This is a genomic window from Streptomyces venetus, assembly GCF_039540295.1.
Classification (GTDB): Bacteria; Actinomycetota; Actinomycetes; order Streptomycetales; family Streptomycetaceae; genus Streptomyces; species Streptomyces venetus.
In genome coordinates, this window is sequence record NZ_BAABET010000002.1 from 208,582 (window position 1) to 234,624 (window position 26,043).

General features: G+C 69.9%; 25 protein-coding genes and 2 pseudogenes. 14 read left to right on the forward strand and 13 right to left on the reverse strand.

Going from position 1 to position 26,043, the window contains the following annotated elements; translation table 11 throughout:
* Positions 1–24 precede the first annotated feature (24 nt).
* Together ABEA82_RS05810 and ABEA82_RS05815 are read right to left on the reverse strand one after the other, a co-directional pair.
* Positions 25–990: a zinc-binding dehydrogenase gene (locus tag ABEA82_RS05810; RefSeq protein ID WP_345660289.1), complete on the reverse strand. Its 966-nt coding sequence runs from the start codon at positions 988–990 to the stop codon at positions 25–27.
* A gap of 558 nt (positions 991–1,548) precedes the next feature.
* Positions 1,549–2,781, reverse strand: a complete 1,233-nt coding sequence (locus ABEA82_RS05815) for an NAD(P)-dependent malic enzyme (protein ID WP_345660290.1) — start codon at positions 2,779–2,781, stop codon at positions 1,549–1,551.
* A 595-nt stretch (positions 2,782–3,376) separates the two neighbouring features.
* Here ABEA82_RS05815 and ABEA82_RS05820 point away from each other — a divergent pair.
* The 3 genes from ABEA82_RS05820 to ABEA82_RS05830 are packed head-to-tail and all read left to right on the forward strand — an operon-like array spanning position 3,377 to position 6,068.
* A complete protein-coding gene (locus ABEA82_RS05820) occupies positions 3,377–4,330 on the forward strand; it encodes an ABC transporter substrate-binding protein (RefSeq protein ID WP_345660291.1) in 954 nt (317 codons plus the stop codon).
* 32 nt (positions 4,331–4,362) lie between these two features.
* Positions 4,363–5,310 (forward strand): amino acid ABC transporter permease, encoded by a 948-nt coding sequence (locus ABEA82_RS05825; RefSeq protein ID WP_345660292.1) that lies wholly within the window; start codon positions 4,363–4,365, stop codon positions 5,308–5,310.
* Positions 5,307–6,068: an amino acid ABC transporter ATP-binding protein gene (locus tag ABEA82_RS05830; RefSeq protein ID WP_345660294.1), complete on the forward strand. Its 762-nt coding sequence runs from the start codon at positions 5,307–5,309 to the stop codon at positions 6,066–6,068. Before ABEA82_RS05825 ends, ABEA82_RS05830 begins: the two co-directional genes overlap by 4 nt.
* 65 nt (positions 6,069–6,133) lie before the next feature.
* Here ABEA82_RS05830 and ABEA82_RS05835 read toward each other — a convergent pair.
* Positions 6,134–6,936, reverse strand: a pseudogene (locus ABEA82_RS05835) (class I SAM-dependent methyltransferase).
* 87 nt (positions 6,937–7,023) lie between these two features.
* Between ABEA82_RS05835 and ABEA82_RS05840 the strand changes: the two are divergent.
* Entirely contained in the window at positions 7,024–7,674 is a 651-nt protein-coding gene (locus tag ABEA82_RS05840; protein ID WP_345660295.1) for a CGNR zinc finger domain-containing protein, read from the forward strand.
* Here ABEA82_RS05840 and sodX read toward each other — a convergent pair.
* Entirely contained in the window at positions 7,557–7,991 is a 435-nt protein-coding gene (sodX, locus tag ABEA82_RS05845; RefSeq protein ID WP_345660296.1) for a nickel-type superoxide dismutase maturation protease, read from the reverse strand. The two genes, ABEA82_RS05840 and sodX, sit on opposite strands and share 118 nt — an antisense overlap.
* Positions 7,992–8,136: 145 nt before the next feature.
* Between sodX and sodN the strand changes: the two genes are divergently transcribed.
* Positions 8,137–8,532 (forward strand): superoxide dismutase, Ni, encoded by a 396-nt coding sequence (sodN, locus tag ABEA82_RS05850; protein ID WP_003992892.1) that lies wholly within the window; start codon positions 8,137–8,139, stop codon positions 8,530–8,532.
* A gap of 225 nt (positions 8,533–8,757) precedes the next feature.
* Here the strand turns inward: sodN and ABEA82_RS05855 are convergent, their stop codons facing one another.
* Positions 8,758–9,171: a YciI family protein gene (locus ABEA82_RS05855; protein WP_345660297.1), complete on the reverse strand. Its 414-nt coding sequence runs from the start codon at positions 9,169–9,171 to the stop codon at positions 8,758–8,760.
* 405 nt (positions 9,172–9,576) lie between these two features.
* Complete coding sequence (locus tag ABEA82_RS05865) at positions 9,577–10,161, reverse strand: dihydrofolate reductase family protein (protein WP_345660299.1); 585 nt, start codon at positions 10,159–10,161, stop codon at positions 9,577–9,579.
* A gap of 112 nt (positions 10,162–10,273) precedes the next feature.
* Between ABEA82_RS05865 and ABEA82_RS05870 the strand changes: the two genes are divergently transcribed.
* A complete protein-coding gene (locus tag ABEA82_RS05870) occupies positions 10,274–10,873 on the forward strand; it encodes a TetR/AcrR family transcriptional regulator (RefSeq protein WP_345660980.1) in 600 nt (199 codons plus the stop codon).
* An 11-nt stretch (positions 10,874–10,884) separates the two neighbouring features.
* On the opposite strand, the gene ABEA82_RS05875 is transcribed toward ABEA82_RS05870, so the two are convergent.
* The 3 genes from ABEA82_RS05875 to ABEA82_RS05885 form a co-directional block, all read right to left on the reverse strand.
* Positions 10,885–11,511 (reverse strand): GNAT family N-acetyltransferase, encoded by a 627-nt coding sequence (locus tag ABEA82_RS05875; protein WP_345660300.1) that lies wholly within the window; start codon positions 11,509–11,511, stop codon positions 10,885–10,887.
* A 464-nt stretch (positions 11,512–11,975) separates the two neighbouring features.
* Complete coding sequence (locus ABEA82_RS05880) at positions 11,976–13,145, reverse strand: family 2 encapsulin nanocompartment cargo protein polyprenyl transferase (RefSeq protein WP_425588486.1); 1,170 nt, start codon at positions 13,143–13,145, stop codon at positions 11,976–11,978.
* Between the two features lie 111 nt (positions 13,146–13,256).
* Positions 13,257–14,663: a family 2B encapsulin nanocompartment shell protein gene (locus ABEA82_RS05885; RefSeq protein ID WP_345660302.1), complete on the reverse strand. Its 1,407-nt coding sequence runs from the start codon at positions 14,661–14,663 to the stop codon at positions 13,257–13,259.
* Positions 14,664–14,964: 301 nt separating this feature from the next.
* On the opposite strand from ABEA82_RS05885, the gene ABEA82_RS05890 reads away from it, so the two are divergent.
* Complete coding sequence (locus ABEA82_RS05890) at positions 14,965–15,390, forward strand: DUF6010 family protein (RefSeq protein ID WP_345660303.1); 426 nt, start codon at positions 14,965–14,967, stop codon at positions 15,388–15,390.
* 53 nt (positions 15,391–15,443) lie between these two features.
* Positions 15,444–16,356: pseudogene (locus ABEA82_RS05895) on the forward strand (1-aminocyclopropane-1-carboxylate deaminase/D-cysteine desulfhydrase).
* 50 nt (positions 16,357–16,406) lie between these two features.
* On the opposite strand, the gene ABEA82_RS05900 reads toward ABEA82_RS05895, so the two are convergent.
* Complete coding sequence (locus ABEA82_RS05900; RefSeq protein ID WP_345660304.1) at positions 16,407–18,005, reverse strand: Na+/H+ antiporter; 1,599 nt, start codon at positions 18,003–18,005, stop codon at positions 16,407–16,409.
* Between the two features lie 62 nt (positions 18,006–18,067).
* On the opposite strand from ABEA82_RS05900, the gene ABEA82_RS05905 reads away from it, so the two are divergent.
* The 3 genes from ABEA82_RS05905 to ABEA82_RS05915 all read left to right on the forward strand — a co-directional run bounded on the left by ABEA82_RS05905 (position 18,068) and on the right by ABEA82_RS05915 (position 20,179).
* Positions 18,068–18,328, forward strand: a complete 261-nt coding sequence (locus ABEA82_RS05905; RefSeq protein WP_345660305.1) for a UBP-type zinc finger domain-containing protein — start codon at positions 18,068–18,070, stop codon at positions 18,326–18,328.
* 274 nt (positions 18,329–18,602) lie between these two features.
* Positions 18,603–19,016 carry an ATP-binding protein gene (locus ABEA82_RS05910; protein ID WP_003992877.1) on the forward strand — a complete coding sequence of 138 codons (414 nt, stop codon included), beginning with the start codon at positions 18,603–18,605 and terminating at the stop codon, positions 19,014–19,016.
* 17 nt (positions 19,017–19,033) lie between these two features.
* Positions 19,034–20,179 (forward strand): RNA polymerase sigma factor SigF, encoded by a 1,146-nt coding sequence (locus tag ABEA82_RS05915; protein ID WP_345660981.1) that lies wholly within the window; start codon positions 19,034–19,036, stop codon positions 20,177–20,179.
* 3 nt (positions 20,180–20,182) lie between these two features.
* Here the strand turns inward: ABEA82_RS05915 and ABEA82_RS05920 are convergent, their stop codons facing one another.
* Positions 20,183–20,632 (reverse strand): hypothetical protein, encoded by a 450-nt coding sequence (locus ABEA82_RS05920; RefSeq protein WP_345660306.1) that lies wholly within the window; start codon positions 20,630–20,632, stop codon positions 20,183–20,185.
* Positions 20,633–20,749: 117 nt separating this feature from the next.
* Between ABEA82_RS05920 and ABEA82_RS05925 the strand changes: the two genes are divergently transcribed.
* Positions 20,750–21,718, forward strand: coding sequence for a diacylglycerol/lipid kinase family protein (locus ABEA82_RS05925; protein WP_345660307.1), 969 nt, complete (start codon positions 20,750–20,752; stop codon positions 21,716–21,718).
* A gap of 319 nt (positions 21,719–22,037) precedes the next feature.
* Entirely contained in the window at positions 22,038–22,295 is a 258-nt protein-coding gene (locus ABEA82_RS05930) for a WhiB family transcriptional regulator (RefSeq protein WP_003992873.1), read from the forward strand.
* A 243-nt stretch (positions 22,296–22,538) separates the two neighbouring features.
* On the opposite strand, the gene ABEA82_RS05935 is transcribed toward ABEA82_RS05930, so the two are convergent.
* Positions 22,539–24,005 carry a sensor histidine kinase gene (locus ABEA82_RS05935; protein WP_345660982.1) on the reverse strand — a complete coding sequence of 489 codons (1,467 nt, stop codon included), beginning with the start codon at positions 24,003–24,005 and terminating at the stop codon, positions 22,539–22,541.
* A gap of 416 nt (positions 24,006–24,421) precedes the next feature.
* The gene (locus ABEA82_RS05940) at positions 24,422–25,132 is read right to left on the reverse strand and encodes a TetR/AcrR family transcriptional regulator (RefSeq protein WP_345660308.1); all 711 of its coding nucleotides are present in this window, start codon (positions 25,130–25,132) and stop codon (positions 24,422–24,424) included.
* Between the two features lie 97 nt (positions 25,133–25,229).
* Here ABEA82_RS05940 and ABEA82_RS05945 point away from each other — a divergent pair, with 97 nt between their 5' ends.
* Entirely contained in the window at positions 25,230–25,982 is a 753-nt protein-coding gene (locus ABEA82_RS05945; RefSeq protein ID WP_345660309.1) for an SDR family oxidoreductase, read from the forward strand.
* The last annotated feature ends 61 nt before the right edge of the window (positions 25,983–26,043 follow it).

A 26,043-nucleotide genomic window follows, 5' to 3' on the forward strand; every position in this document is an offset into this window, starting at 1 on the left:
CGTCGAACAACCGCGAGAAACCACTCAGGGATTCGTCAACACGACCTTCCCGAACTGCTCACCCGAAGCCAGCCGTTCGAAGCCCTCACGCGCCCGGTCCATCGGCAGCACCTCGTCGATGACCGGCCGCACACCGGTGGCGGCACAGAACGAGAGCAGGTCCTCCAGCTCGTCCTTGGTGCCCATCGTGGAGCCCACGATCTTGAGCTCGAGGAAGAAGACCCGGGTCAGCTCGGCGTGCGAGGGCCGGTCGCCACTGGTGGCACCGGAAATCACCAGCGTGCCGCCGGGCTTCAGCGACTTCACCGAATGCGACCACGTGGCAGCACCGACGGTCTCGATCACCGCGTCGACCCGCTGCGGCAGGCGCGCCCCGACCTCCAGCGCCTCCACGGCCCCCAGCTCCACGGCCCGCTTCCGCTTGGCCTCGTCCCTGCTGGTGGCGAAGACCCGGAGACCGGCGGCCTTGCCCAGCACGATGGCGGCCGTGGCGACGCCCCCGCCGGCGCCCTGCACAAGCACGGAGTCGCCGGGACGGACACCCGCGTTGGTGAACAGCATCCGGTAGGCGGTCAGCCACGCCGTCGGCAGACATGCGGCCTCCTCGAAGGAGAGCTCCTTGGGCTTGGGCAGGATGTTCCACGTCGGCACGGCGACCTGCTCAGCGAACGTGCCCTGGTACCGCTCGGTGAGGATGGAACGAGGCTCCTTGGGGCCCACCCCGTGCCCGCTCTGTCCGATCACGGAGTGCAGGACGACCTCGTTGCCGTCCTCGTCGACACCGGCGGCGTCACAACCGAGGATCATCGGCAGCTTGTCCTCTGCGAGGCCGACACCGCGCAGGGACCAGAGGTCGTGATGGTTGAGGGAGGCGGCCTTGACCGTGACGGTGCTCCAGCCGGGGCGGGATTCGGGAGCCGGGCGCTCTCCCAACTCCAGGCCGGTCAGCGGCTGGTCGCGGTCGATTCGGGCGGCGTAGACAGCGAACATGACCTTGACGATAGGTTCCCGAACGGCCCGAGCGTAACCACCGCCCCGTGTGAGACACACCCTCTTGCCAGGCGCTCGGCGTTGTTGCTGGGGGCCGGGGCGTTGCGCAACTCGGCGCCGCGAGGTGCCGCTGCGCCCACCCTCCCCCAAGCTCTCGGCTTCGCTCGAGCAGGGGGGACCCCCATCGCCCCTAGCGGCACGCATGCCCGCTGCACCGGTGCGAGGTGCTCGGCGTCCGTGCCCGGGGCGGGGCGTTGCGCAACTCGGCGCCGCGAGGTGCCGCCGCGCCCACCCGTGCCGCCCCTAGCGGCACGCATGCCCGCAGCGGGGTCGGCCACGACTGCCCGCAGCGGCCGACGTGCGCGAGGGGCCGTGTCGGGGGGTGTCCGCCCGCAGCGGGCGGCGCGTATAACGCCAGTTAGTTGGTCACTCACTTGGTCGCGCCGTTCCGAGGACGGACACCCCCCGGCGCGGCCCCGACCCACCCACCCACGCGCGCAGGCAAAGAAAATGACCCTGCCCACCCGGACAGGGCCACCTCCCCACACACCAACGGCATCAGCGCCGAGCAACACCCTCAGCCCGAGCCGCCGCCGCCACAGCCGCCGTGACGGCCGGAGCCACCCGCTCGTCGAACGGCGACGGGATGACGTAGTCGGCCGCGAGGTCGTCCCCGACCACGGCCGCCAGCGCCTCCGCGGCCGCCAGCTTCATCCCCTCCGTGATCCGCGAGGCCCGCACCTGCAAGGCGCCCGCGAAGATCCCAGGGAAGGCCAGCACATTGTTGATCTGGTTCGGGAAGTCCGACCGCCCGGTGGCGACGACAGCCGCGTACTTGTGCGCGACCTCGGGGTGCACCTCAGGATTCGGGTTCGCCATGGCGAACACGAACGCCCCCTTCGCCATGGACGCGACCGCGTCCTCCGGCACCGTCCCGCCGGACACGCCGATGAACACATCGGCCCCGGCCAGCGCCGCCTCCAGGGATCCTGTGATCCCCGTCTTGTTCGTGAACCCGGCCAGTTCCCGCTTCACGGGCGTGAGGTCGTCCCGGTCCGCCGTCACGACACCCTTGCGGTCGGCCACCGCGACATCCCCGATCCCGGCCTCGACGAGCATCTTCGCGATGGCGACCCCGGCCGCACCGGCGCCGGAGATGACGGCCCGCAGCTCCCCCAGCGCCCGCCCGCTCAGCCGCGCGGCATTCCGCAGGGCGGCCAGCGTCACGACCGCCGTACCGTGCTGGTCGTCATGGAAGACCGGGATGTCCAGCCGCTCCTGCAGCTTCCGCTCGATCTCGAAGCACCGCGGCGCCGAGATGTCCTCCAGATTGACCCCGCCGAACGACGGCGCGAGCCGCACCACCGTCTCGATGATCTCGTCGACGTCCGTGCAGTTCAGCGCGATCGGAACCGCGTCCACACCGCCGAACTGCTTGAACAGAATCGCCTTGCCCTCCATCACCGGGAGGGAGGCCTCGGGCCCGATGTCACCGAGCCCCAGCACGGCCGTACCGTCCGTCACGACGGCCACGACCGATGACTTCCACGTGTAGTCGTGCACGAGCTCCGGCTGCTCCGCGATCGCGCTGCACACCTTCGCGACGCCGGGCGTGTACGCCAGGGACAGGTCGTCCTTGTCACGGACCGGCACGGTGGCCTGCACAGCCATCTTGCCGCCGCGGTGCAGCGCGAACGCCGGATCGAAGGAGTCGAGGGGCTCCGCACCGCCCTCGCCGCCCGTATGGTCCGTCGTGCTCTCGCTGCGAGGATTGACGATCTCCGCTGCCACTTCGTTTTACCCCTTAAATCTTCATTGGTTCGAGGGTTGCCACTCCTGGTGAGGGGTGGGCGGGACCGCGCAAGGCCCTGATGCTGCTGTGTACGGGATACGTACGGGCGCATGCGCGACGGGCGCGCCGCACACGCGCCCTGAGCCCCGGATGAGGGGTGTAAACATCCTTCTTACCGGACGGACCGAGCGAACGACGAGTCCATAACGCGAAGGTCACATGCCGGTGCCTGACTCTTCGTTCAATTTCAGGACAAGACCTGGACAAACCGTCGACGACCACTCAAGCGGCCGCAAAGCTTTCGGCCTGCGTCTCGAAATCCCGGGATTCACCGAAGATCTTCCGGCCGGAAGGAAGCATTCCTATAGAAGGTCCGGCCGTGATGTACCGGAGTGGTGCGGTTCGGGGATCGCCCGTTATCCGATTTTGACATGGCTGGCCCCCAGAATGGCGCAGTCCGAATGGCAAGATGCCGTAATCACACGAGGTCGCGACAGTCGAAGACACGCGCCCCCGTCAACCACGGCACTGCCGAACCCATCGGCAGCGTCTCGCCCCATCGGCAACTCCACCCATCCGCCGGAGGAACCCACCATGACCGCAAGCTCCACCCGTCGTACGACCGCCGCGCACTCCCGGCTAGCAGCGGTCGGTGCGATCGCGGTCGCAGGCGCGCTGATACTCACCGGATGCGGTGACCAGACCGAGGGCAGCACCTCGGGGAGCGGCAGCGCGTCCTCGGCGCCGCTCGCCGACAAGCTGCCGAAGTCGATCCGCGACAAGGGTGTCATCAAGGTCGGATCCGACATCGCGTACGCCCCGGTCGAGTTCAAGGACAACTCGGGCAAGACGGTCGGCATCGACCCGGACCTCGCCGCCGCCATGGGCAAGCAGCTCGGGGTCGACTTCCAGTTCGAGAACGGCACCTTCGACACGCTGATCACGGGTCTGCGCTCCAAGCGGTACGACATCGCCATGTCCGCGATGACCGACACCAAGGACCGCCAGGAGGGCATCGACTCCGACACCGGAAAGAAGGTCGGTGAGGGCGTCGACTTCGTGGACTACTTCACCGCCGGTGTGTCGATCTACACCAAGAAGGGCGACGACCAGGGCATCAAGACCTGGTCGGACCTGTGCGGCAAGAAGATCGTGCTGCAGCGCGGCACGGTCTCCGAGGACCTCGCCAAGGCCGAAGCCAAGAAGTGCCCGAAGGGCAAGAAGATCGCCATCGAGGCCTTCGACAACGACCAGCAGGCCCAGACCCGTCTGCGCGCGGGTGGCGCGGCCGCCGGCTCGTCCGACTTCCCGGTCGCCGCGTACGCCGTGAAGACCTCCGGTGGCGGCAAGGACTTCCAGCTGGTCGGCGAGCAGGTCGAGGCCGCTCCGTACGGCATCGCGGTCGCCAAGAACCAGACGCAGCTCCGTGACGCCCTGAAGGCCGCGCTGGACGCCGTCATCAAGAGCGGCGAGTACGAGAAGATCATGAAGAAGTGGGGCGTCACGGACGGCTCCGTGCAGGAAGCCACCATCAACGGCGGCAAGTGACCGCGCCCTAGCGGCACTGAAAGGCAACACCCGTGACTGTTGACATCGACAAGACGTCGGGCCCGGCCGACACACCCCCGAGCGGACCGGAGGCCATCAAGGCCATCCCGGTCCGGCACTACGGGCGGTACGTCTCCGCCGTCGTCGCGCTCGCCCTGCTGGGCGGCATCGTCTACGCGTTCTCCCAGGGCAAGATCAACTGGGGCGCGATCCCGGACTACTTCTTCGACGACCGCATCCTGGACGGCGTGGGCAAGACGCTCCTGCTGACCGTCCTGTCCATGGCGATCGGCATCGTCGGCGGCGTCCTGCTCGCCGTGATGCGCCTGTCGAAGAACCCGGTGACCTCGTCGATCGCGTGGTTCTACATCTGGTTCTTCCGCGGCACCCCGGTCCTGGTGCAGCTGATCGTCTGGTTCAACCTGGGCCTGGTCTTCGAGTACATCAACCTCGGGCCGTTCTACAAGGACGAGTGGTCGGACTTCATGACCCCGTTCCTGACGGCACTGCTGGGCCTCGGCCTCAACGAGGCGGCGTACATGGCGGAGATCTGCCGGGCCGGTCTGCTCTCGGTCGACGAGGGCCAGACCGAGGCGTCGCACGCGCTGGGCATGAGCCACGCGAAGACGCTGCGCCGGATCGTGATCCCGCAGGCGATGCGCGTGATCGTGCCGCCGACGGGCAACGAGGTCATCAACATGCTGAAGACGACCTCGCTGGTGTCGGTCGTCCAGTACCCCGAGCTGCTCCGCGCGGCCCAGGACATCGGCCAGACCTCCGGCGCCCCCGCCGAGATGCTGTTCCTGGCGGCGGCCTGGTACCTGCTGCTGACCTCGGTCTTCAGCGTGGGCCAGTACTACCTGGAGCGGTACTACGCGCGTGGTTCGAGCCGGTCCTTGCCGGCCACGCCGTTCCAGAAGATCAGGGCGAACGTGCTCTCCCTGTCCAGCCGCTCCAAGCCGAAGGGAGGCACCGCATGACCGTCATGGTCAAGGCCGAGGGCGTTCACAAGTCCTTCGGCCCCGTAGAAGTCCTCACGGGCATCGACCTGGAGGTGAAGTCCGGCGAGGTGTTCTGCCTCATCGGCCCCTCCGGCTCCGGCAAGTCCACCTTCCTCCGGTGCATCAACCACCTGGAGAAGATCAACGCCGGCCGCCTGTACGTCGACGGCGAGCTGGTCGGCTACCGCCAGAAGGGCGACAAGCTCTACGAGCTGAAGGACAGCGAGGTCGCCGTCAAGCGCCGGGACATCGGCATGGTCTTCCAGCGCTTCAACCTGTTCCCGCACATGACGGCCGTCGAGAACGTCATGGAGGCACCGGTCCAGGTCAAGGGCGTCAGCAAGGGCCAGGCCCGCTCGCGCGCCCAGGAGCTCCTGGACCGGGTGGGTCTGGCCGACAAGGCGGGCAACTACCCCTCGCAGCTCTCCGGTGGCCAGCAGCAGCGGGTCGCCATCGCGCGGGCCCTCGCCATGGACCCGAAGCTGATGCTGTTCGACGAGCCGACCTCGGCGCTCGACCCGGAGCTGGTCGGTGACGTCCTGGACGTCATGCGCGACCTGGCCGAGTCCGGTATGACGATGGTCGTCGTCACCCACGAGATGGGCTTCGCCCGCGAGGTGGGCGACAGCCTGGTCTTCATGGACGGCGGTGTGGTGGTCGAATCCGGTCACCCGCGCGAGGTGCTGACGAACCCGCAACACGAGCGGACGAAGTCGTTCCTGTCCAAGGTGCTCTGAGCGCACACACACCGAAGGGGGCGGTACGGAACTCCGTACCGCCCCCTTCGCTCGTCCGCGCCCGGTTACCTCACGGCGAGCAGCAGGGTGTCGGAGGGCGAGCACCACACCGGCCTCGCCTCCCCGAATCCCTTCTCGCGCAGCACGCGCGCGTGCCACGCCACCGAGGGCATGTCGCCGTCGGCGTGCTCGCCGTAGATCTCGTAGCGCCGGGCCGTGGGCTCCGCGAGGACCGGGTCCTTGGCGGCGAGCTGCCACGATTCGGACCAGTCGAGGGCGCCGTCCCGCTTGGCCTGATCCATACGGGCATGGCGCAGGGCGCGCTCGGCCGCGTTGATCCGCGGCGTCGTCTCGTCGATCATGTGGTCCGCGTTCATGAAGACACCACCGTCGCGGACGAGTCCCGAGACCCGGCCGTAGAGGTCCGCGAGGGGTTCCCGGTGCAGCCAGTGCAGGGCCGTCGCGGTCAGGACGGCGTCGTACGAGTCGTACGGCAGCTTCGCCGGCCAGCCGGGGTCCTTGAGGCCGGCCGCGACGAAGCCGACCCGATCGTCGTCCGCGAAGGTGCCCTGCGCGATGGCGAGAAGCGCCGGGTCGAGGTCGACTCCGGTGCTGGTGGATTCCGGGAACCGGGCCAGCAGCCGGGCGGTGATGCTGCCGGTGCCACAGGCGAGGTCGAGCACGCGCGGGGCGGTGCCCACGAGGGCCTCGACCTCCCCCATAGCCCGAAAGGCATGGGGGGACCCCCACCGAGCATGATCTGGAACCGTTCCTCGCGGTCGGGCATGTACCACTCCTGCTGCCGGTCCCAGCTCTCCTGCCAGGCGTGCCAGTCGGTGGTGGCGGTGGTGGTGTCGGCGTCCGTCATCGAGCCCCTCCCTCGTAATACCCTGTAAGCACCACCAGCTGTTACAACCGCGCTCACGACCATGAAGCTCCTCCGTAAGGACTACAAGTGGAACTGGCCTATTACTCGGACTACGCCGTGCGTCTCGTCAACACCGAGGAACCGGCCCGGGGCAAGGACACGCTGACGTCGGTCGAGGCCGTCCGCGAGTTGTTCGGCGCCAACCAGTCGGCGGGCCGGCGCGCCACCGACGCGGACGTCACGCGCTTCCGCTCGGTCCGGGCCCGGCTGCGCGCGGTCTTCGAGGCGGCCGACGCGGACGACGAGACGCTCGCCGTCGACCTGCTGAACTCCCTGCTGCTGGAGTTCCCGGTGAGCCCGCAGATCTCCGGGCACGACCACCGTGACGACGACGGCCGCCCCCTGTGGCACATGCACCTGGCGGACCACCCGTCCAACGCGACGGCGGGCTACGCGGCGATCGCGGCGATGGGCCTGGCGTTCCACCTGACCGAGTACGGCGTGGACCGGCTCGGCCTGTGCGAGGCCGCGCCCTGCCGCAACGCCTATCTCGACACCTCCACCAACCGCTCCCGGCGCTACTGCTCCGACCGCTGCGCGACCCGCGCCAACGTGGCGGCCTACCGCGCCCGCAAGCGCCTGGAGGCGGCCCGGCCCGACAGCACGGGCCTGGCGGCGGACAGCACCCAGCCCAGGAGCACCCAGGGCGAACGGCGACCGGATCTGAGCGGCCGGTAGCGGAACCGGACCCTCCCCAGCACCAGGTCGTCGGGCACGACGCCGTAGTCGGTGCTGTCGCCGCCCGCGTACGCGTTGTCCCCGAGCACCCACCAGCCGGTCTCGCGCCGCTCGGCGATCCGCTTGACGACCAGGAGGTCCTGCTGGAAGGGGTGCCGCAGCACGATGACGTCGCCCGGCTTGATCCGGGCTCCGTAGTGCACCAGGAGCCGGTCCCCGTGGTACAGCGTGGGCACCATGGACGGCCCGGTCACCTCGGCCACCCCGAAGGGCGGGGCCGGCCTCCCCCGCTCGGACTCCTGCGACAGCTCCGGCATCACCCGGCACCTCCCCGGTTCTTCCTCCACCAGTCTCAGTCTCACCCCGGACTTTTGTCCTAAGCCCATGGGGGCACTCGCTAAAACCCCTCCGCGACGGAGTAATGTCCCCTGTGAGAAGACGATCACGAGGAAGGAATGCTCCATGCTTTCCCGCCTGTTTGCCCCCAAGGTCAAGGTCAGTGCGCACTGCGACCTGCCCTGCGGTGTGTACGACCCTGCCCAGGCCCGCATCGAGGCGGAGTCGGTCAAGGCTGTCCAGGAGAAGATGGCCGGCAACGACGACCCGCACTTCCAGGCGCGCGCCACCGTCATCAAGGAGCAGCGTGCCGAGCTCGCGAAGCACCACGTCTCGGTGCTCTGGAGCGACTACTTCAAGCCCCCGCACTTCGAGAAGTACCCGGAGCTGCACCAGCTGGTGAACGACACCCTGAAGGCCCTCTCGGCCGCCAAGGGTTCGACCGACCCGGCGACCGGCCAGAAGGCGCTGGACTACATCGCCCAGATCGACAAGATCTTCTGGGAGACCAAGAAGGCCTGAAGTCGACGGGCACCCGAAGGGGCCTGGCCGGGCACTCCCGGTCGGGCCCCTTCGTCGTGGGCCGTGATCGGTCGTGGTTCGTGATCGGTCGTGGTTCGTGATCAGCCGTGGATCTCGTGATCAACCGTGGATCGTGATCAGCCGTGGGCCATGATCAGTCGCCCGCCAGGACGTCCCACACCGGGTGCGTTCCTCACCGGCGCGTCCGTGGGCGTCGGCCGGTCCTCAGATGTCCCCGGAGCCGTCCATGATCGGGCGGATCACGACCGGGTGGTTGGGGGCGCCGGCCGGCTGGGGGCAGCGGGAGACCCGCTCGGCGATCTCCGTGACCCGCTCCAGGCTCTCGCACTCCAGAACCCAGTAGCCGGCCGGCAGCTCCCTGGTCTCGCTGTACGGCCCGTCCGTGATCACGGCCTTGCCGTCGTCACCCAGGGTGACGTGCCGGGTCTGCGCCGGCTCGGCCAGGCCCTGTCCGTCGACGAACTCACCGGTCTCGGAGAGGTCGTCGTTGATGGCGCCCATGTAGGCGAACATGGCCTGGAGCTCCTCCTCGCTCCAGGCGGGAGAGTCCGCCGACGCCTTGCCGCGCATGGCCTCGTAGTCCGCCTGCGTGCCCTGCACCATGACCAGGTACTTCATCAGTCCGCTCCTTCGGCTCGCACCACCCGGGCGGGCGGTTCTTCACAGGGGACGCCGGGGCCAGGCCGGGATCCTCGACACGGGCTCAGGAGTTTTCCGCGACGCTTTCTCCGGGGGCTTCTTCGGGCGGGGTGGTCGCACGTGGCGCGGGGGCCTCAGCGGGCCGTGGCTGCTCCCCGGGGCGGATGTGCTCCCCGGGCCGGGTCCCCTCATCGGCGTGGCCGGCCTCGGCAGCCTCCGCGTCGTAGGCCGTGCAGTCGGGGTTGCGGCAGGGGCCCGCCACCCACAGCGGGACCCACGTGCCCAACGTCTTGTGGCGCCGGACGACCGTTTCCACGGGCTGTCCGCAGGCCGGACAGACATGTCCTTCGCTGCCCATGTCCTCAGACTAGGGCGCTCGGGGGCTCAGCGCTTCCTGCCGTAGGCGCGCACCAGCGTCCCGTTGCCGAACGCGCGCACCGACTCCAGGGTGAAGTCCGAGATCGCCGAACCGGAGCCGAACATCGGCATGCCCGCGCCGTACACGAGCGGGTACGTCTTGATGACGAGCTCGTCGATCTCGGCGAACAGTTCGCCCGCGAGCTGCGAGCCGCCGCACAGGTAGATGCCGAACTCGCTGTCCTCGGCCTTGAGTTCCCGGACCTTTCCGACCAGGTCGTCGGCGATGATCTCGACGTTCGGGTCGGGCGACTCTCCGAGGCTCCGGGAGGCGACGTACTCGCGCAGATGGGCGTAGGGGCTGGTGATGCCTTCCTTCAGGGCGAGGTCGTAGCTGCCCCGGCCCTGGATGATGGTGTCGAACCGCTTGTTCGGCAGGTCGTCGAGGCCGAGGGCCCGGCGGCCGTGGGTCGCCATGGTCTCCGGGTATTCCGCCTTGAGGAAGTCGATGAACTCCTCGTCGACGAAACGGAACATCGATGTGGCGTCGCCGCTCGGGTCCCCGATGAAGCCGTCGATCGAACAGGCGATGAAGTACGTGAGCTTTCGCAAGCCGGTCTCTTTTCGTAGGCTGCCACTTCAACTACTCCAGTTGTAGTACTCCTACTGTAGTGGTTGCAAGGGGATATCCATGAGCCGCCGAAAGTGGGAGAAGGGACTCCACATGGTCAGCAACCCCGGGCGCCGGGCCGCGCTCGTCGACGCCGGTGTCGAGGTGCTCGCGCGCGAGGGGGCGCGCGGGCTGACGTTCCGCGCGGTGGACGCGGAGGCCGGAGTGCCCGCGGGCACCGCCTCCAACTACTTCACCGGACGCGCCGACCTGCTGCGCCAGATCGACGCCCGGCTGCACGTACGCCTCGCGCCCGACCCCGACGTGGTCGCCGAGCTGATGACCCGGCCCAGGGACCGCTCACTGGTCACGGCCTTCATGGACGACCTCATGGACCGGGCGACCCGCGACCGCACGGGTTATCTGGCCCTCATGGAGCTGCGTCTGGAGGCCACACGGCGCCCCGAGCTGCTCGCCTCCTACACCGAGTCGGTGCGCGGTGACCTGGAGGAGGCCATGGAGTTCCACCGGACGGCGGGGCTGCCCGGCGGCGACGAGTCCGTCGCCGTGCTGTACCTGGCCATGCTCGGGCTGCTCCTGGAGCACCTGACACTGCCGGGCGTCCTGGAGGGCGTGCTGCCCGGGGTGAGCGTGCCGGACGGTCTGGTGGAGCGGATCGTGGCGACAGTGCTGCCGGAGGGGCAGGAGGAGTAGGCCGGGGCGGATCAGGCCTTGGGGGCGCGGGGCTCGCGCCACATCGGCCACATGCTCGGGCCGCCCTCCGGAAGGTCGAGGACCGGGCCGCTCGGCTCGAAGCCGAGACGCTCGTACAGCGCGCGACTGCGGGCGTTGCTCGCCTCCAGGTAGGCGGGCAGCCCCTCGCGGTCGCACCGGTCGAGGACGGACTCGATGAGCGCGGTGCCGAGGCCCTCCCCCTGACGGGCCGGCGCCACACCGATCATCCACAGGTACTCGTGGGCCCGTCCGGAGGGATGGACGGCGGCCGTCAGCCGGCCGATCTGCTCGATGCGCTCGTTGTCCGGGTCGACGGCCTCCCGCACCTGAGCCGGACCGTCGTCCTCGCCGTCGCCACCGTCACCCTCGCCGTCATGGTCGTCGGCCGGAACGGACATCCACAGCGCACAGGCCGAGCCGTCCTCGGTGACGTCTATGCGGCCGGCCGCGAACACGATGTCGGTGAACGCGGCCATGAGCCCCGGGTGGTTGGCACGGCGGTCCTCGGCGCCGGGGAAGACCCAGCCACTGACGGGGTCGTTCCGGAACGCCTCGTCCAGCAGCCGGACGACCAGATCCCGGTCCCCCTCGCCCGCCGTCCGGATCGTCACACCCATGTCCCGCCCCTTCGTTCGTCCCGACGGGCGTTGATCGTAGGGCGCTCGGGAACCGTGCCGGAGCTCCGGGACGGAGCTTGGCGGGATTTCGTCGAACGGCTGTCCAAGTGCCGGGTGTTGCCGGATCGGCAGGGGCCCAGGGAACGGCGGTGCGTCAACTCCTGCGGCGGGTGGACCCGTAGGGGGGCGGGCCCCGCACACCGTGGGGCAGTGCGGGACCCGCCTGGCCGGAAGCCCCGGGGCCGTGCGGGGTCAGGAGCCGCACGGCCCCGGCGCTCCGGGGTCTCCTGCTCTTCGGTCACCCGAAGGGCCGTCAGGTGTTGTTGGCAACCGAGCTCTGCCGACCGTCGGTCGTCGCCGCGGACCGTCGGTCGTCACCGGCCGCGGGCGGCAGGCCTTGGGTCCAGGGACTTGGCCTGGCTCCAGGGACTTGGCCTTGGTTCCAGGGACTTGGCATTGGGACGTCAACTGCTGCGCCGTGTCACGAACTCGGCGAGGGCCAGCAGGCCGCCCGCCGCCTCCGGGTCCGGTACCGCTCGCGCCAGTTGCTGCATCGCACGGGCCATCCGGTCGGCCGCCTGGCCCTGGGCCCAGTCACGGCCGCCCGCGCGCTCCACGGTCTGGGCGATGCGGTCGAGGTCCTCCTTCTCACTGGATCGTGCGTACAGTTCGGCGAGTTCGGCCGACGCCGGGGTGCCGGACGCGAAGGCCGCCACGACCGGCAGGGACTTCTTGCGCGCGGCCAGGTCCGCGCCGACGGACTTGCCGGTACGGTGCGGGTCGCCCCATATGCCGATGACGTCGTCGATGAACCGGAAGGCGAGCCCGGCCTCCCGGCCGAACGCGTCGAGCGCCGCCACGTCCGCCTCCCCGGCGCCCGCGTAGAGCCCGCCGATCGCGCAGGCGCTGCCCAGCAGCGCGCCCGTCTTGGCCTCCGCCACGGCGAGCACCTCGTCGAGCGTGACATCGGCAGGGCCGCGCCGCTCCAGGGCCGTGGCCGCGTGCTGCCCGGCGCACAGTTCGACCACGCAGTCCGTGAGCAGGGCGGCCGCCGCCGGGGCCGCCGGGTGCGGGTCCTGCGCGAGCAGTCGCAGGGCCAGCGCCTGGAGGGTGTCCCCGGTGAGGACCGCGCCGGCATCGCCGAACACCGTCCATGCGGTGGGCCGGTGCCGGCGGGTGGCGTCCCGGTCCATCACATCGTCGTGCAGCAGCGTGAAGTTGTGGACCAGCTCCACCGCCGCGGCCGCCCGGACCGCCCCCGCTCGTGCCTCGGATCCGCCGAGGGCGGCCGCCGCGGCGAGGACGAGGGCGGGCCGGATCGCCTTGCCCGCGCCGCCCTCTGCCGGGCTGCCGTCGGCGTGCTCCCAGCCGAAGTGGTAGTGAGCGATGCGCCGCATCGGCCCGGGCAGCGAGCCGAGCGCGGCCCGCAGTACCGGATCGACCTCCGTCCGGGCCCGGTCAAGGAGCATGACCGCCTCGTGCCCCTCGGCCGGTGCCGGCCGGCTGTCCCTCTGTGTTCCGACGGGTCCCCGCCCTTCCGTCGCCCCGCCCCCGAGCCGGGGCTCGGGGACGCGCTGTCCACGGGGTGCGGGCAGCGTCGGCTCCGTCCTGAACTCCGTGAGGGACTCACCCATGGGACCGCCTCGGGGGATGAGCGGACGGTGGCGCTTCCGCTGCCGCTGGGCGCGTACCCCGAGGATGTACCCGCCCGGACGGGCGGGGACACGGCCGGCACACGGGAAGCGTCACCGCCAGCGGCCGATCTCGACGTTCTCCAGGACACCGAGCGCGTCCGGTACCAGGACCGCGGCCGAGTGGTAGGCCGTGACCAGGTATTTGATGATGGCCTGTTCGTTGATGCCCATGAAGCGCACCGACAGGCTCGGCTCGATCTCGTCCGGGATTCCGCTGGCCCGCAGACCGATGACGCCCTGGTCGCTCTCGCCGGTACGCATGGCGATGATCGACGTCGTACGCTCCGGGGTCACCGGGATCTTGTTGCACGGGAAGATGGGCACACCGCGCCAGGTGGGGATGCGGTTGCCGGACATGTCGATGGTCTCGGGGACGAGCCCGCGCTTGTTGAGCTCACGGCCGAACGCGGCGATCGCCCGCGGGTGGGCGAGGAGCAGCTTGGTGCCGCGGCGCCTGCTCAGCAGCTCGTCCAGGTCGTCCGGGCTGGGCACGCCGTCGTGCGGCTGGATCCGCTGCTCGTACTCGCAGTTGTGCAGGAGCCCGAAGTCGCGGTTGTTGATGAGCTCGTGCTCCTGGCGCTCCTTCAGCGCCTCGACCGTCAGCCGGATCTGCTGCTCGGTCTGGTTCATGGGCTGGTTGTAGAGGTCGGCCACGCGCGTGTGGATGCGCAGGACGGTCTGGGCGACGCTCAGTTCGTACTCGCGGGGCCTGGCCTCGTAGTCGACGAAGGTGTGCGGGATGTCCGGTTCGCCCGAGTGACCGGAGGAGACGTCGATCTCCTTCTCGCCGTACCTGTTGGAGCGCTGCTCGGGGATCGAGCGGTGCCGCTGGAGGTGCTCGCGCAGCGAGTCGGAGCGCTCCGCCACCTGCTCGACGTCCTGGCGGGGCAGGACGAGCACGGTGCACGAGGTGAGCGCGCGGGCCGTGTACTCCCAGATGGCGTCCTCGTCGAGCAGCGCCTGTTCGCCGAAGTAGGCACCGTCGGCGAGGACTCCGAGGGATTCGTCGTCCCCGTACGGACCCGTGCCGACCTTCTCCACCCTGCCGTGCGCCAGCAGGTACACCTCGTCGGACGGGCTGCCGAACGAGGCGATCACCTCGCCCGCCGCAACCTCACGCTGCTCGCAGCGCCGCGCCAGTTCGGACAGCACCTCGTCGTCCTCGTATGCCCGCAGCGCCGGCAGTTCGCCCAGCTCCGCGGGGATGATCTCGACGCGGTCGCCGGTCTTCACGAACGTGATCCGGCCGTCGCCCACGGCGTAGGTGAGCCGCCGGTTCACCCGGTACGTGCCTCCCTGAATGTCCACCCAGGGCAGCATGCGCAGCAGCCAGCGGGAGCTGATCTCCTGCATCTGCGGCACGGACTTGGTCGTCGTGGCCAGGTTCCGCGCGGCTGCCGTGCCGAGACTCTGCTGCGGCCTGGTCTCTTCCGTGCGGACCTCTTCGCCTACCGACATAGAGAACTGCCCTCCCCGGTTGTGCCCGACGCCCATATGCCTGGGGCATCGATGTGCACGCCCAAGCCTTCCTGACGCAGCGTGGCTGTGCTATTACACGAAAGAGCGGGAATGGATCTTCGCCTGACTGGGCAGAGGGGCCCCATTCCGGCGTTCGGCGATGACCGCGGCAGGGCTGCGGGCAGGTGGCGACAACCCGTGCGAACGTGTCGGTATTGCCTCTGGGAGCCCGGCCGGGCCGGTCCTAGCGTGGTGATCAAGTTCCCCACCACGCCAGACCACTCCGGAAAAGGGCCTGCTCATGCAGTACGTCGCGCCGATCGGCATCGGCATCCTCTACGCGCTGTCGATGTCCCTGGTCCGTGAACCGCACCGGCGGCGGCTGAACGCGGTCATGATCGCCGGAGCCGGAGCCGCGTATCTCAGCGGCGGCGGCATGGGCGGCTGGGAGTTCGCCTTCACCGCGCTGCTCACCTACGTCGCCTTCCGCGGCCTGGAGTCGTGGACGTGGATCGGCGTCGGCTGGCTCCTGCACACGGCCTGGGACATCGTCCACCACGTCAAGGGCACTCCGATCATCCCGTTCGCCCACACCTCCTCCCTGGGCTGCGCGATCTGCGACCCGGTGATCGCGCTCTGGTGCCTGCGGGGAGGGCCGTCGATCGTCGAACACTTTCGCGACCGACGGCGCCGCGAAGGCCCCGCGGCGAGGCCGACGGCGGGCTGAGGCGGGGCAGGGCCGAGGGCCAGTCCGTCCCGCTCCCAGGTGACAATGACGAGGTGACCAGCACCGACGACGACGAGGCGCCCCGCCTCAGGGCCCTGCGTCCCCGGCTCCCTTCGCCCGTGCAGGAGCTCGTGGACGGACGGTTCGAGCGTCGGGGCGTCCGGCTCCTGCTGAAGCGGGACGATCTGATTCACCCGGAGCTGATCGGCAACAAGTGGCGCAAGCTGGCCCCGAATCTCGCGGCGGCGGACGGCCGTGCCGTCGTCACCTTCGGCGGGGCCTACTCCAACCACCTGCGCGCCACGGCCGCGGCCGGCCGGCTGCTCGGTATCCCCACGGTCGGGGTCGTACGCGGCGAGGAATTGGCCGGCCGGCCCCTCAATCCGTCGCTGGCCCGCTGCACGGGCGACGGCATGCGGCTGCATTTCGTGGACAGGGCGGCCTACCGCCGCAAGTCCGAGCCGCCCACCCTGGACGCGATCCTGCGGGCGGCGGACGCCGAGGAGGCGTACGTCGTCCCCGAGGGCGGCAGCAACGCCGCGGCCGTACGCGGCTGCCAGGCGCTCGGCGCCGAGCTGCGCGACCGGGCCGACGTCGTCGCAGTGGCCTGCGGGACCGGGGGCACGCTGGCGGGACTGGCCGCCGGTCTCGCCCCCGGGCAGCGCGCCCTGGGCATACCGGTGCTCAAGGGCGGGTTTCTGACCGCCGATGTCAGGACCTTGCAGCAGCAGGCCTTCGGCGGCCCGCGTGGCACCTGGGACCTGGACGACCGCTTCCACTTCGGCGGCTACGCGCGCGTGCCCGAGGAGCTCGACGCCTTCGCCACGGACTTCGAACACCGGCACGGCCTGCCCGTCGAACGTATGTGCCAAGCTGCTGTACGGACTCGTGACCCTGGCCGCCGAAGACGCCTTCCCCCGCGGGACGACAGTGGCGGCCGTGATCACCGGACTTCCTTTCCCGTGATGCCAGGGAAGCTCCCGTGACCGCCCCTCCCGGTACGCCCGGCGAACCCCCTACACCGCCTCCCGGAACGCCGCCGCCTCCTCCAGGTCCAGCCTCCGCAGCAGCGTCCGCAGCATCTCGTCGTCGATGTACCGGGCATCCCTGAGCTTGACGAACACCTCGCGCTCGGTGCTGATCATCTCCCGCGACAGCCGTCGGTACGTGTCGTCGACGGTCTCCCCCGTGACCGGGTTGGCCTGCCCGAGCCGTTCCCAGACGGCGTTGCGGCGGCGCTCCAGGACAATGCGCAGCCGGTCGGCGAGCGGAGCGGGCAGGGCGTTGCGCTCGTCGGAGAGGAGTTCGTCGAGGCGCTGCTCGGCGGCCCGGGACGCCTGCGCCTGGGCGTTGGCCTCGGCGAGCGTCTCGGCCTGCGTGTCCCGCCCAGGGATCTTCAGCAGCCGGATCAGCGGGGGCAGCGTCAGGCCCTGGACGACGAGCGTCCCGATCACCGTCGTGAAGGTCAGGAAGAGGATGAGGTTGCGGTGCGGGAAGGGCTCGTCGCTGTCGTGCAGGGTGAGCGGGATGGAGAAGGCGATGGCGAGCGAGACCACGCCCCTCATGCCGGCCCAGGCGATGACGAACGGCCCCCTCCAGGTCGGGTTCTGCTCCCGCTCCCGGATCCGGGCCGACAACAGACGCGGCAGGAACGTCGCCGGGTACACCCACACGAACCGGGAAACGACGACCACCAGGAAGACGGCGAAGGCGTACCAGGCGGCCAGGGCCCCCTCGTACTGTCCGAGCCCCCTCAGCACCACCGGCAGCTGCAACCCGATCAGGGCGAACACCGCCGACTCCAGGACGAAGGCGACCATCCTCCACACCGCCTCCTCCTGCAGACGCGTGGCGAAGTCGACCTCCCACGCGCGGTGTCCCAGGTAGAGCGCGACGACCACGACCGCGAGGACACCGGAGGCGTGCACCTGTTCGGCGACGGCGTACGCGACGAAGGGGATCAGCAGGGAGAGCGTGTTCTGGAGCAGCGCCTCCTTCACGTGCGTGCGCAGCCAGTGGATCGGCGCCATGAGCACCAGCCCCACCACGACGCCGCCGACCGCCGCGAGCAGGAACTCGCCGATGCCCCGGGTCCAGGTCGTGCCCTCCCCGACGGCGGCCGCGAGGGCGACCCGGTAGGCGGTGATCGCGGTGGCGTCGTTCAGCAGGGACTCGCCCTGGAGGATCGTGGTGATCCGCGACGGCAGCCCGACCCGGCGCGCCACGGCCGTCGCCGCGACCGCGTCCGGCGGCGCCACCACCGCGCCGAAGACCAGGGCCGCGGTCAGCGGCAGTGCCGGCACGATCAGGTACAGGGCCCAGCCGACGGCGAAGGTCGCGAACAGCACGTACCCGACGGACAGCAGCGCGACCGGCCGCAGCTGCGCCCGCAGGTCGAGGTAGGAGCTGTCGGTCGCGGCCGTGTGCAGCAGCGGGGGCAGGATGAGCGGCAGGACGACATGCGGGTCGAGGGTGTAGTCCGGCACGCCCGGGACGTAACTGACCGCCAGCCCGGCCGCCACCAGCAGCAGCGGTGCCGGCACCGGGGTGCGCCGCGCGGCCGCGGCGATCGCGGCGCTGCCCGCCACGAGCAGCAGCAGTGGCATCACGTCCATCGTTCTCGCCCGCCCTCTTTTTTCCACGCGTTCTTCCGCGCGACCGTCGTAACCTGGCAATCATGAAACAGTGCACGCACGCCGACGCGCTGCCGCACCCCGAGCCCGTCCCGCTCAGCGAGACGTGTCCGGAGTGCCTCGCTGAGGGCATGGATCCGGTACAACTACGGCTGTGCCTCAGCTGCGGTCACGTCGGCTGCTGTGACTCCTCGCCGGGGCGGCACGCGGCGGAGCATCATAAGGAGTCCGGTCATCCCGTGATGAGGACGCACGAGCCCGGGGAGACCTGGCGCTGGTGCTTCGTCGATCATGTCCTGGTGTGACCCGGCGAAGCCCCGGCTCAGGACGGTTCGACCAGGACGGTTCGACCGTCTGACGTCTGGGTACGTCAACCCGGCGCGCGCTCTTCCCATTTGGGCCCGCCCAACCCCTAGACACGGAGCGTGTCCACAGGTTTACTGTGAGTGACGGCAAGGGGTTGGGTCCCGGGGACAGGATCGTCGAGAGCGCGATAGCGTCACCGCTGAACCACGTATCGCGTTACCCCCGGGGAACGACCCCCGGCCCTGAAACGCTTGTACCACCATGGAGGTGAGGGTGTCCCAGATCGCAGGCGAGCCCGCGACCCAGGACTTCGTGGAAGTCCGGCTGCCGGCCGCGGGTGCCTACCTGTCGGTGCTGCGTACGGCCACGGCCGGACTCGCGGCCCGTTTGGACTTCACCCTCGACGAGATCGAGGACTTGCGCATCGCGGTGGACGAGGCCTGCGCGATCCTGCTTCAGCAGGCCGTGCCCGGCTCGGTGCTCAGCTGTGTCTTCCGCCTCGTCGACGACTCACTCGAGGTCACCGTCTCGGCACCGACCACGGATGGTCATGCCCCCTCGCGGGACACCTTCGCCTGGACCGTCCTGTCCGCCCTGGCGGGCAAGGTCTCGTCCGCCGTGGACAAGGACAAAACCGTTTCGATCAGCCTCTACAAACAGCGCGGCGCGGGACCCGGGCCGGCGTGAGGAACGAGGACGGGCCGGTGCGGGACGAAGAGAGCAGCACACGAGAGCTGCCGGCCGAGGGCACAGGCACGGGCGCGGAGACGGGCCCGAGCGGAACCCGGCGCATGGCGGCCGGTATCGACGGCATCCCCGAGCAGGCCCGCCCGCATCCGGAGGACGACTCCGCGGGGGCCGCCCTCCCGGGCGACGGGCGACTGCACCGGGAAGGTGCCGTGCGGAGCGCGCCTCCGGGCGGGGGGATCACCGCATCCCCCGCCCAGGGAGGTCCACCCACTCGCGCGAAGTCGAGAGGGGCGGAGGAGGCGAGGGCTCGGGGAAGGGCGACGGGCGGGACGATGAGCGAGCACGAGCGACACTCCGAGGACGATGCGCCGAGCGCGCAGCACGCACAGGCCGCGCAGCACGGCTCTCCGGACCGCAGCGGGGCGCGCGAGATGTTCCTCAAGCTGCGCGCCCTGCCGGACGGCAGCCCCGAGTACGCGGAGCTGCGCAACCAGCTGGTCCGGATGCATCTGCCGCTGGTGGAGCATCTCGCGCGCCGCTTCCGCAACCGCGGCGAGCCGCTGGACGACCTCACGCAGGTCGCCACGATCGGGCTGATCAAGTCGGTCGACCGCTTCGACCCGGACCGCGGCGTGGAGTTCTCGACGTACGCGACCCCGACGGTCGTCGGTGAGATCAAGCGGCACTTCCGCGACAAGGGCTGGGCGGTGCGGGTGCCGCGCCGGCTCCAGGAGCTGCGCCTGGCGCTGACCACGGCCACGGCCGAGCTCTCGCAGCTGCACGGCCGCTCCCCCACGGTCCACGAACTCGCCGAGAAGCTGTCGATCTCGGAGGAGGAGGTCCTGGAGGGCCTGGAGTCCGCCAATGCGTACTCCACGCTGTCCCTGGACGTCCCCGACACGGACGACGAGTCCCCGGCGGTCGCGGACACCCTCGGCGCGGAGGACGAGGCGCTGGAGGGCGTGGAGTACCGGGAGTCCCTCAAGCCGCTGCTGGAGGACCTCCCGCCGCGCGAGAAGCGGATCCTGCTGCTGCGCTTCTTCGGCAACATGACCCAGTCGCAGATCGCGCAGGAGGTCGGCATCTCCCAGATGCACGTCTCGCGGCTGCTGGCGCGCACGCTGGCGCAGTTGCGGGAGAAGCTCCTCGTCGAGGAGTGACGGCTACTTCTGCGTGTCGCCGGGGTTGCCGGGCCCGCGGATTCCGAGGGCCCGGGTCGTCTCGGGGTTCACGAGCAGGACGAGCGCCGCGACCGCCACGACGGCGAGGGCGATCCCGGCCGGAATGGCCATGCTGTCGGCCTGGAGCAGGTTGTAGGCCACCGGCAGCGCCATGAGCTGGGTGATGACGGCCGGGCCGCGACTCCAGCTGCGGCAGCCGAGCAGTCCGCGCGCGGCGAGCAGCGGCAGCAGCGCGAGCACGACCAGCGTGATGCCTCCGGTCACGGCCTGCTGCCGGTCGTCGGGATGCCCCGTGAGGCCGAGGACGAGGATCCAGACGCCGCCGACGACCAGCGCGAGCCCCTCCAGCGCCGCCAGCAGCGCGGCATACGTCAGGCGCCGGGGGCGGGGGCCCGTGGTTTCCTCGGTCGTGGGGGTCTGCTCACTGCTCACCCCTGAAGAGTAGCCCTCGCCGTACGCGCCCCCGGTGGCGAGGTTCGCCCCCTGCCCTCTTACCGGATCCCTACCTCGGTCTGGGCCCGGTACCACCCAGTAGGTACGCTGCCACTCATGCGTGCACTCCTCGTGGTCAATCCGGCAGCAACCACCACAAGTGCGCGCACACGCGACGTACTGATCCACGCGCTCGCCAGCGAGATGAAGCTGGAAGCGGTCACCACCGAGTACCGCGGCCACGCGCGCGACCTGGGCCGGCATGCGGCGGAGAGCGACGACATAGACCTGGTGGTGGCCCTCGGCGGCGACGGCACGGTCAACGAAGTGGTCAACGGCCTCCTGCACGCCGGTCCCGCCCCGGGGCATCTGCCCGGCCTCGCCGTGGTCCCCGGCGGCTCCACCAACGTCTTCGCCCGCGCCCTGGGCCTGCCCAACGACGCGGTGGAGGCGACCGGCGCCCTGCTGGACGCGCTGCGCGACGGCAGCGAACGCACGGTCGGCCTGGGACTGGCGTCGGGCACGCCGGGCTCGGAGGACGAGGCGGTGCCGGCCCGCTGGTTCACCTTCAACGCGGGGCTGGGCTTCGACGCCGGTGTGGTCGGCCGGGTGGAACAGCACCGCGAGCGCGGCCGGAAATCCACACACGCTCTTTACGTCCGCCAGGTCGTGCGCCAGCTCCTCGGTGAGCCGAACCGCCGGCACGGGACGATCACCCTGGAGCGAGCCGGCGAGGAACCGGTCACGGATCTGGTGCTGTCCATAGTCTCGAACACCTCCCCGTGGACGTTTCTGGGGAATCGCCCGATCTACGCGGCACCTAAGGCCTCGTTCGATACCGGGCTCGATCTCTTCGGTCTCAGCCGCCTGTCCACCGCGGCGGTTGCCCGGTATGGCACCCAGTTGCTCACTTCGTCCCCCGAGCGCGGACCCCATGGCAAGCACGCCACCTCTCTGCATGACTTGACGGAGTTCACCTTGCATTCGAAGGTGCCGCTCCCCCTCCAGATGGACGGTGACCACCTGGGGTTGCGAACGAGCGTGACGTTCACAGGCGTACGCCGAGCACTGCGTGTGATTGTGTGAGCAGAAGGGGCTAAAGTCCTTTCACTCGAACGTTTAGGCCAGGATCCACCCCATGGAAGTACGGCTGTGACCTAGTCGACACCGAAGAATCAAAAAAAACTTTCCAGAAGGGGTTGTATCCGCCGCTGAGGTTTGCGAGTCTCTACGTGGCGATCGGGACGGCCCGCAACACCGGCCTCCACTGATCACCAGAACCCCTCTTCAACTCACAGGACCTCGCCAGGGAACCTGGCGGTCGGCCCTTCACTTGTTGAGGGATTCGTGAAAGCGTTCACATTCACAAGCAACGTGCATGTAATACCAAGGAGAGGTAGCAGCCATGGACTGGCGTCACAACGCCGTTTGCCGCGAGGAAGACCCCGAGCTCTTCTTCCCCATCGGCAACACCGGTCCTGCGCTGCTGCAGATCGAGGAAGCCAAGGCCGTCTGCCGTCGCTGCCCGGTTATCGAGCAGTGCCTGCAGTGGGCGCTCGAGTCCGGCCAGGACTCCGGCGTCTGGGGTGGTCTCAGCGAGGACGAGCGCCGCGCCATGAAGCGCCGCGCCGCCCGCAACCGGGCCCGTCAGGCCTCCGCCTGACAACCCACCCCTGCTGACAGCCTGAGCTTGGCGGCGCGTACAGCGAGTACGCATCTCCCGCCCCCGAGCCGCAGCGCGCAGTTCCCCCGATGCTCCCCCCTCGGCTTCGCTCGAGCAGGGGCCCCATCGCAGAGCAGTAACGAGCTTTAAGCCCCGGGCCACTTGGTGGCCCGGGGCTCAATGCTTTTCCGAGGGTACCGACAGAGGAAGCGGCGGCTGTTCCTTCCGCGTCTCCGCCTGTTCCTACTTCTCCCCCCGCACCGGAATGTCAAGGATCACGCGAGTGCCGCGTTCCGGGGCCGGAACCATGTCGAAGGTGCCGCCCAACTCGCCCTCCACCAGGGTCCGTACGATCTGGAGGCCGAGGTTGCCCGCGGTGTGCGGATCGAAGCCCTCCGGCAGGCCGACACCGTCGTCCTGGACGGTGACCAGCAGACGAGCCTCCTTCGTGGTGCCGCCGCGGACCGCCGAGACCTCGACCGTGCCGGTGTCGCCCTCACGGAATCCGTGCTCCAGCGCGTTCTGCAGCACCTCGGTCAGCACCATCGACAGCGGGGTGGCGACCTCGGCGTCGAGAATGCCGAAGCAGCCGGTGCGCCGGCCCGTGACCTTGCCCGGGGAGATCTCCGCGACCATCGCCAGGACACGGTCGGCGATGTCGTCGAACTCCACACGCTCGTCCAGGTTCTGGGAGAGCGTTTCGTGCACGATCGCAATCGATCCGACGCGCCGTACCGCCTCTTCGAGAGCTTCCCGGCCACGGTCGGACTCGATGCGCCGGGCCTGGAGGCGGAGCAGGGCCGCCACCGTCTGGAGGTTGTTCTTCACACGATGGTGGATCTCGCGGATCGTCGCGTCCTTGGTGATCAACTCACGCTCGCGGCGACGCAGTTCCGTCACGTCGCGCAGCAGTACGAGCGAGCCGATGCGAGTGCCCTTGGGTTTGAGGGGGATCGCGCGGAACTGGATGACCCCGTCGCTGGCCTCGATCTCGAACTCGCGTGGTGCCCAGCCGCTGGCGACCTTGGCGAGCGCCTCGTCCACCGGGCCCCGGGTCGGGGCGAGTTCGGCGGTGGTCTTGCCCAGGTGCTGGCCGACGAGGTCGGAGGCGAGGCCGAGCCGGTGGTAGGCGGACAGGGCGTTCGGGGAGGCGTACTGGACGATGCCGTCGGCGTCGAGCCTGATCAGGCCGTCACCGACGCGGGGTGAGGCGTCCATGTCGAGCTGCTGGTTCGCGAACGGGAAGGAGCCGGCCGCGATCATCTGTGCGAGGTCGGAGGCGCTCTGCAGGTAGGTGAGCTCCAGGCGGCTCGGGGTGCGCACGGTGAGGAGGTTGGTGTTGCGCGCGATGACACCGAGGACGCGCCCCTCCCGTCGGACGGGGATCGACTCGACCCGGACCGGGACCTCTTCGCGCCACTCGGGGTCGCCCTCACGCACGATGCGGCCCTCGTCGAGGGCGGCGTCCAGCATCGGGCGGCGGCCGCGCGGGACGAGGTGGCCCACCATGTCGTCCTGGTACGAGGTCGGGCCGGTGTTGGGGCGCATCTGGGCGACCGAGACGTACCGGGTGCCGTCGCTGGTGGGGACCCACAGGACCAGGTCGGCGAAGGAGAGGTCGGAGAGCAGCTGCCACTCCGAGACCAGCAGGTGAAGCCACTCGAGGTCGGTGTCGTCGAGGGCCGTGTGCTGGCGTACGAGTTCGTTCATGGAGGGCACGTGTGCGAGCGTACCCGGGGGTTTGTACGGCCCTGAAATGTACGGCCCGGCTGTGCGAGCTACGGCCTGGCCTGGCTCCGCCCCTGAAAACACCCGCGGGCCGCGGCGCCTGAGAGGGACCCTCAACCCTCCCGGCACCGCAGCCCGGAGCAGAATCGGCCGTGGGGTGTGCGGTCCCGGTCGGCCGAAGGACGAGGATCCGGGGCAGTCAGGGCAGAGAGCCTCGGTTCCTCTGTCCGTCTTCCTGTGCGGGGAAGACGGAGGCTGGTGCGCGCTTCACGTGCGCCCTCGCACGCGTTCTCACCACGCATTGTGGACTAGACCACTCTTGGGTGTCCATGCGTTGGAGGCTGTTCGTTGTTGTTATTTCTCCGACTGTTCGGACGCACTGGCGTCCATCAGGCAGCCTAACCCGTGTGGGTTCCTGTGCGGGGCCAGATGGACATGGCAATTTCCGCGACCGCCTCCAGTTCCTCCCGGCTCGCCCCGTCCCGCGCCTGTTGTGACATGCCCTGGATCATCGCCCCCGTGTGACGGGCCAGGGCGGCGGAGTCGGTGTCCGGGGGCAGCACGCCGGCGGCGACATCGGCCCTGATGCGACTCTCGAACGCGGCGATGTTGGCGTTGCGGCGGTCCCGCAGCGACTGTTCGACCTCGGGGGTCGAGCAGTTCGCGGCGGCGTGGACGACGAGGCAGCCGTGCGGATGGCCGGGCTCCGTGTACGCGGTGGCGGCCTCGCGCAGCGTGCGCTCGACGGCGCTCCGCGCGGTGGACTCCTCGGCGAGGGCCCGGTCGGTGAACGAGCCGTAGCGCGCGCCGTAGACGTGCACGACCTCCTCGAACAGGGAGCGCTTGTCGCCGAAGGCCGCGTAGAGGCTGGGGGCGCCGATGTCCATGACGCGGGTGAGGTCGGAGACGGAGGTGGCCTCGTAGCCGTGCTCCCAGAACGCCAGGAGCGCCTTCTCCAGCGCGGTCTCGCGGTCGAAGGAACGGGGGCGGCCGCGGGGCCTGCCCTTCTTGCCCTCTCCGGTCGCGACCGCCCTACCGGCGGCGGCCGCCCTCCCGGTGGCCGCGGCCCCGGCTCTCTCGGCCTTCGCGGTTCCGTCGTCGTTCACCATGGAGTGCATTTTATAGCGGGCACTAGAGAAATGTCGGCGGGCTGCTGTACGGTCTTTTTTGTAGCGACCGCTAGGTAAATGAGAAAGGGGAGCCGTCATGGGCGTACTCAGGGGCAGGACGGCGCTCGTCACGGGGGCGAGCAGGGGCATCGGGCGAGGTATCGCCGAGCGGCTGGCGCGTGACGGCGCGCGGGTCGCGGTGCACTACGGCAGGAACGAGGCGGCGGCGAAGGAGACGGTCGCGTCGATCGAGGCGGCGGGCGGCTCCGCGTTCACCGTGGGCGTGGAGCTGGGCACCCCGGGGGACGCCGAGGCGTTGTGGGCGGAGTTCGACCGCCATGCGGACGGGCTCGACATCCTGGTGAACAACGCGGGGATCGGCAACACCCGGCCCATCGAAGAACTCGAGGAGCAGGAGTACGACAGGGTCTTCGCGGTGAACGTGAAGGCGCCGCTCTTCATCCTCAAGCACGGCATGACGCGACTGCGGGACGGAGGCCGGGTCGTCAACATCTCCTCGGGGCTGGCCCGGACGGCGGTGATGCCGGACAACATGGCCTACGCCATGACGAAGGGCGCGCTGGACGTCCTCTCCCGGGACCTCTCCAAGGTGCTGGGTCCTCGGGGGATCACGGTGAACTCGGTGGCGCCGGGGATCATCGACACGGACAACACGGCCCGGTTGCTGCGCGGGACGGCCGACGGCTGGGCGAAGGCCGCGGCGATATCGGCGCTGGGCGGCGTGGGCGAGCCGGCGGAAGTCGCCGACGTGGTGGCGTTCCTGGTCTCGGACGCGGGGCGGTGGGTCACGGGGAGCTGGGTGGATGTGACCGGGGGCTCGCTCACCTAGGCCTGGCGCCCCCGCCCCCGCCTCTCCCGGGCCCTCTGGCTCTCCCGGTCCTCCTGGCCCT

Excerpts from the sequence above, each read along its gene's own strand:
- ABEA82_RS05885 (WP_345660302.1), bottom strand. The coding sequence starts at position 14,663 with ATGTCGGTAGGCGAAGAGGTCCGCACGGAAGAGACCAGGCCGCAGCAG.
- ABEA82_RS05900 (WP_345660304.1), bottom strand. The coding sequence starts at position 18,005 with ATGGACGTGATGCCACTGCTGCTGCTCGTGGCGGGCAGCGCCGCGATC.
- ABEA82_RS05810 (WP_345660289.1), bottom strand. The coding sequence starts at position 990 with ATGTTCGCTGTCTACGCCGCCCGAATCGACCGCGACCAGCCGCTGACC.
- ABEA82_RS05820 (WP_345660291.1), top strand. The coding sequence starts at position 3,377 with ATGACCGCAAGCTCCACCCGTCGTACGACCGCCGCGCACTCCCGGCTA.
- ABEA82_RS05890 (WP_345660303.1), top strand. The coding sequence starts at position 14,965 with ATGCAGTACGTCGCGCCGATCGGCATCGGCATCCTCTACGCGCTGTCG.
- ABEA82_RS05930 (WP_003992873.1), top strand. The coding sequence starts at position 22,038 with ATGGACTGGCGTCACAACGCCGTTTGCCGCGAGGAAGACCCCGAGCTC.
- ABEA82_RS05925 (WP_345660307.1), top strand. The coding sequence starts at position 20,750 with ATGCGTGCACTCCTCGTGGTCAATCCGGCAGCAACCACCACAAGTGCG.
- ABEA82_RS05855 (WP_345660297.1), bottom strand. The coding sequence starts at position 9,171 with ATGAAGTACCTGGTCATGGTGCAGGGCACGCAGGCGGACTACGAGGCC.
- ABEA82_RS05945 (WP_345660309.1), top strand. The coding sequence starts at position 25,230 with ATGGGCGTACTCAGGGGCAGGACGGCGCTCGTCACGGGGGCGAGCAGG.
- ABEA82_RS05875 (WP_345660300.1), bottom strand. The coding sequence starts at position 11,511 with ATGGGTGTGACGATCCGGACGGCGGGCGAGGGGGACCGGGATCTGGTC.
- sodX (WP_345660296.1), bottom strand. The coding sequence starts at position 7,991 with ATGCCGGAGCTGTCGCAGGAGTCCGAGCGGGGGAGGCCGGCCCCGCCC.
- ABEA82_RS05880 (WP_425588486.1), bottom strand. The coding sequence starts at position 13,145 with ATGGGTGAGTCCCTCACGGAGTTCAGGACGGAGCCGACGCTGCCCGCA.
- ABEA82_RS05830 (WP_345660294.1), top strand. The coding sequence starts at position 5,307 with ATGACCGTCATGGTCAAGGCCGAGGGCGTTCACAAGTCCTTCGGCCCC.
- ABEA82_RS05905 (WP_345660305.1), top strand. The coding sequence starts at position 18,068 with ATGAAACAGTGCACGCACGCCGACGCGCTGCCGCACCCCGAGCCCGTC.
- sodN (WP_003992892.1), top strand. The coding sequence starts at position 8,137 with ATGCTTTCCCGCCTGTTTGCCCCCAAGGTCAAGGTCAGTGCGCACTGC.
- ABEA82_RS05870 (WP_345660980.1), top strand. The coding sequence starts at position 10,274 with ATGGTCAGCAACCCCGGGCGCCGGGCCGCGCTCGTCGACGCCGGTGTC.
- ABEA82_RS05935 (WP_345660982.1), bottom strand. The coding sequence starts at position 24,005 with ATGAACGAACTCGTACGCCAGCACACGGCCCTCGACGACACCGACCTC.
- ABEA82_RS05940 (WP_345660308.1), bottom strand. The coding sequence starts at position 25,132 with ATGGTGAACGACGACGGAACCGCGAAGGCCGAGAGAGCCGGGGCCGCG.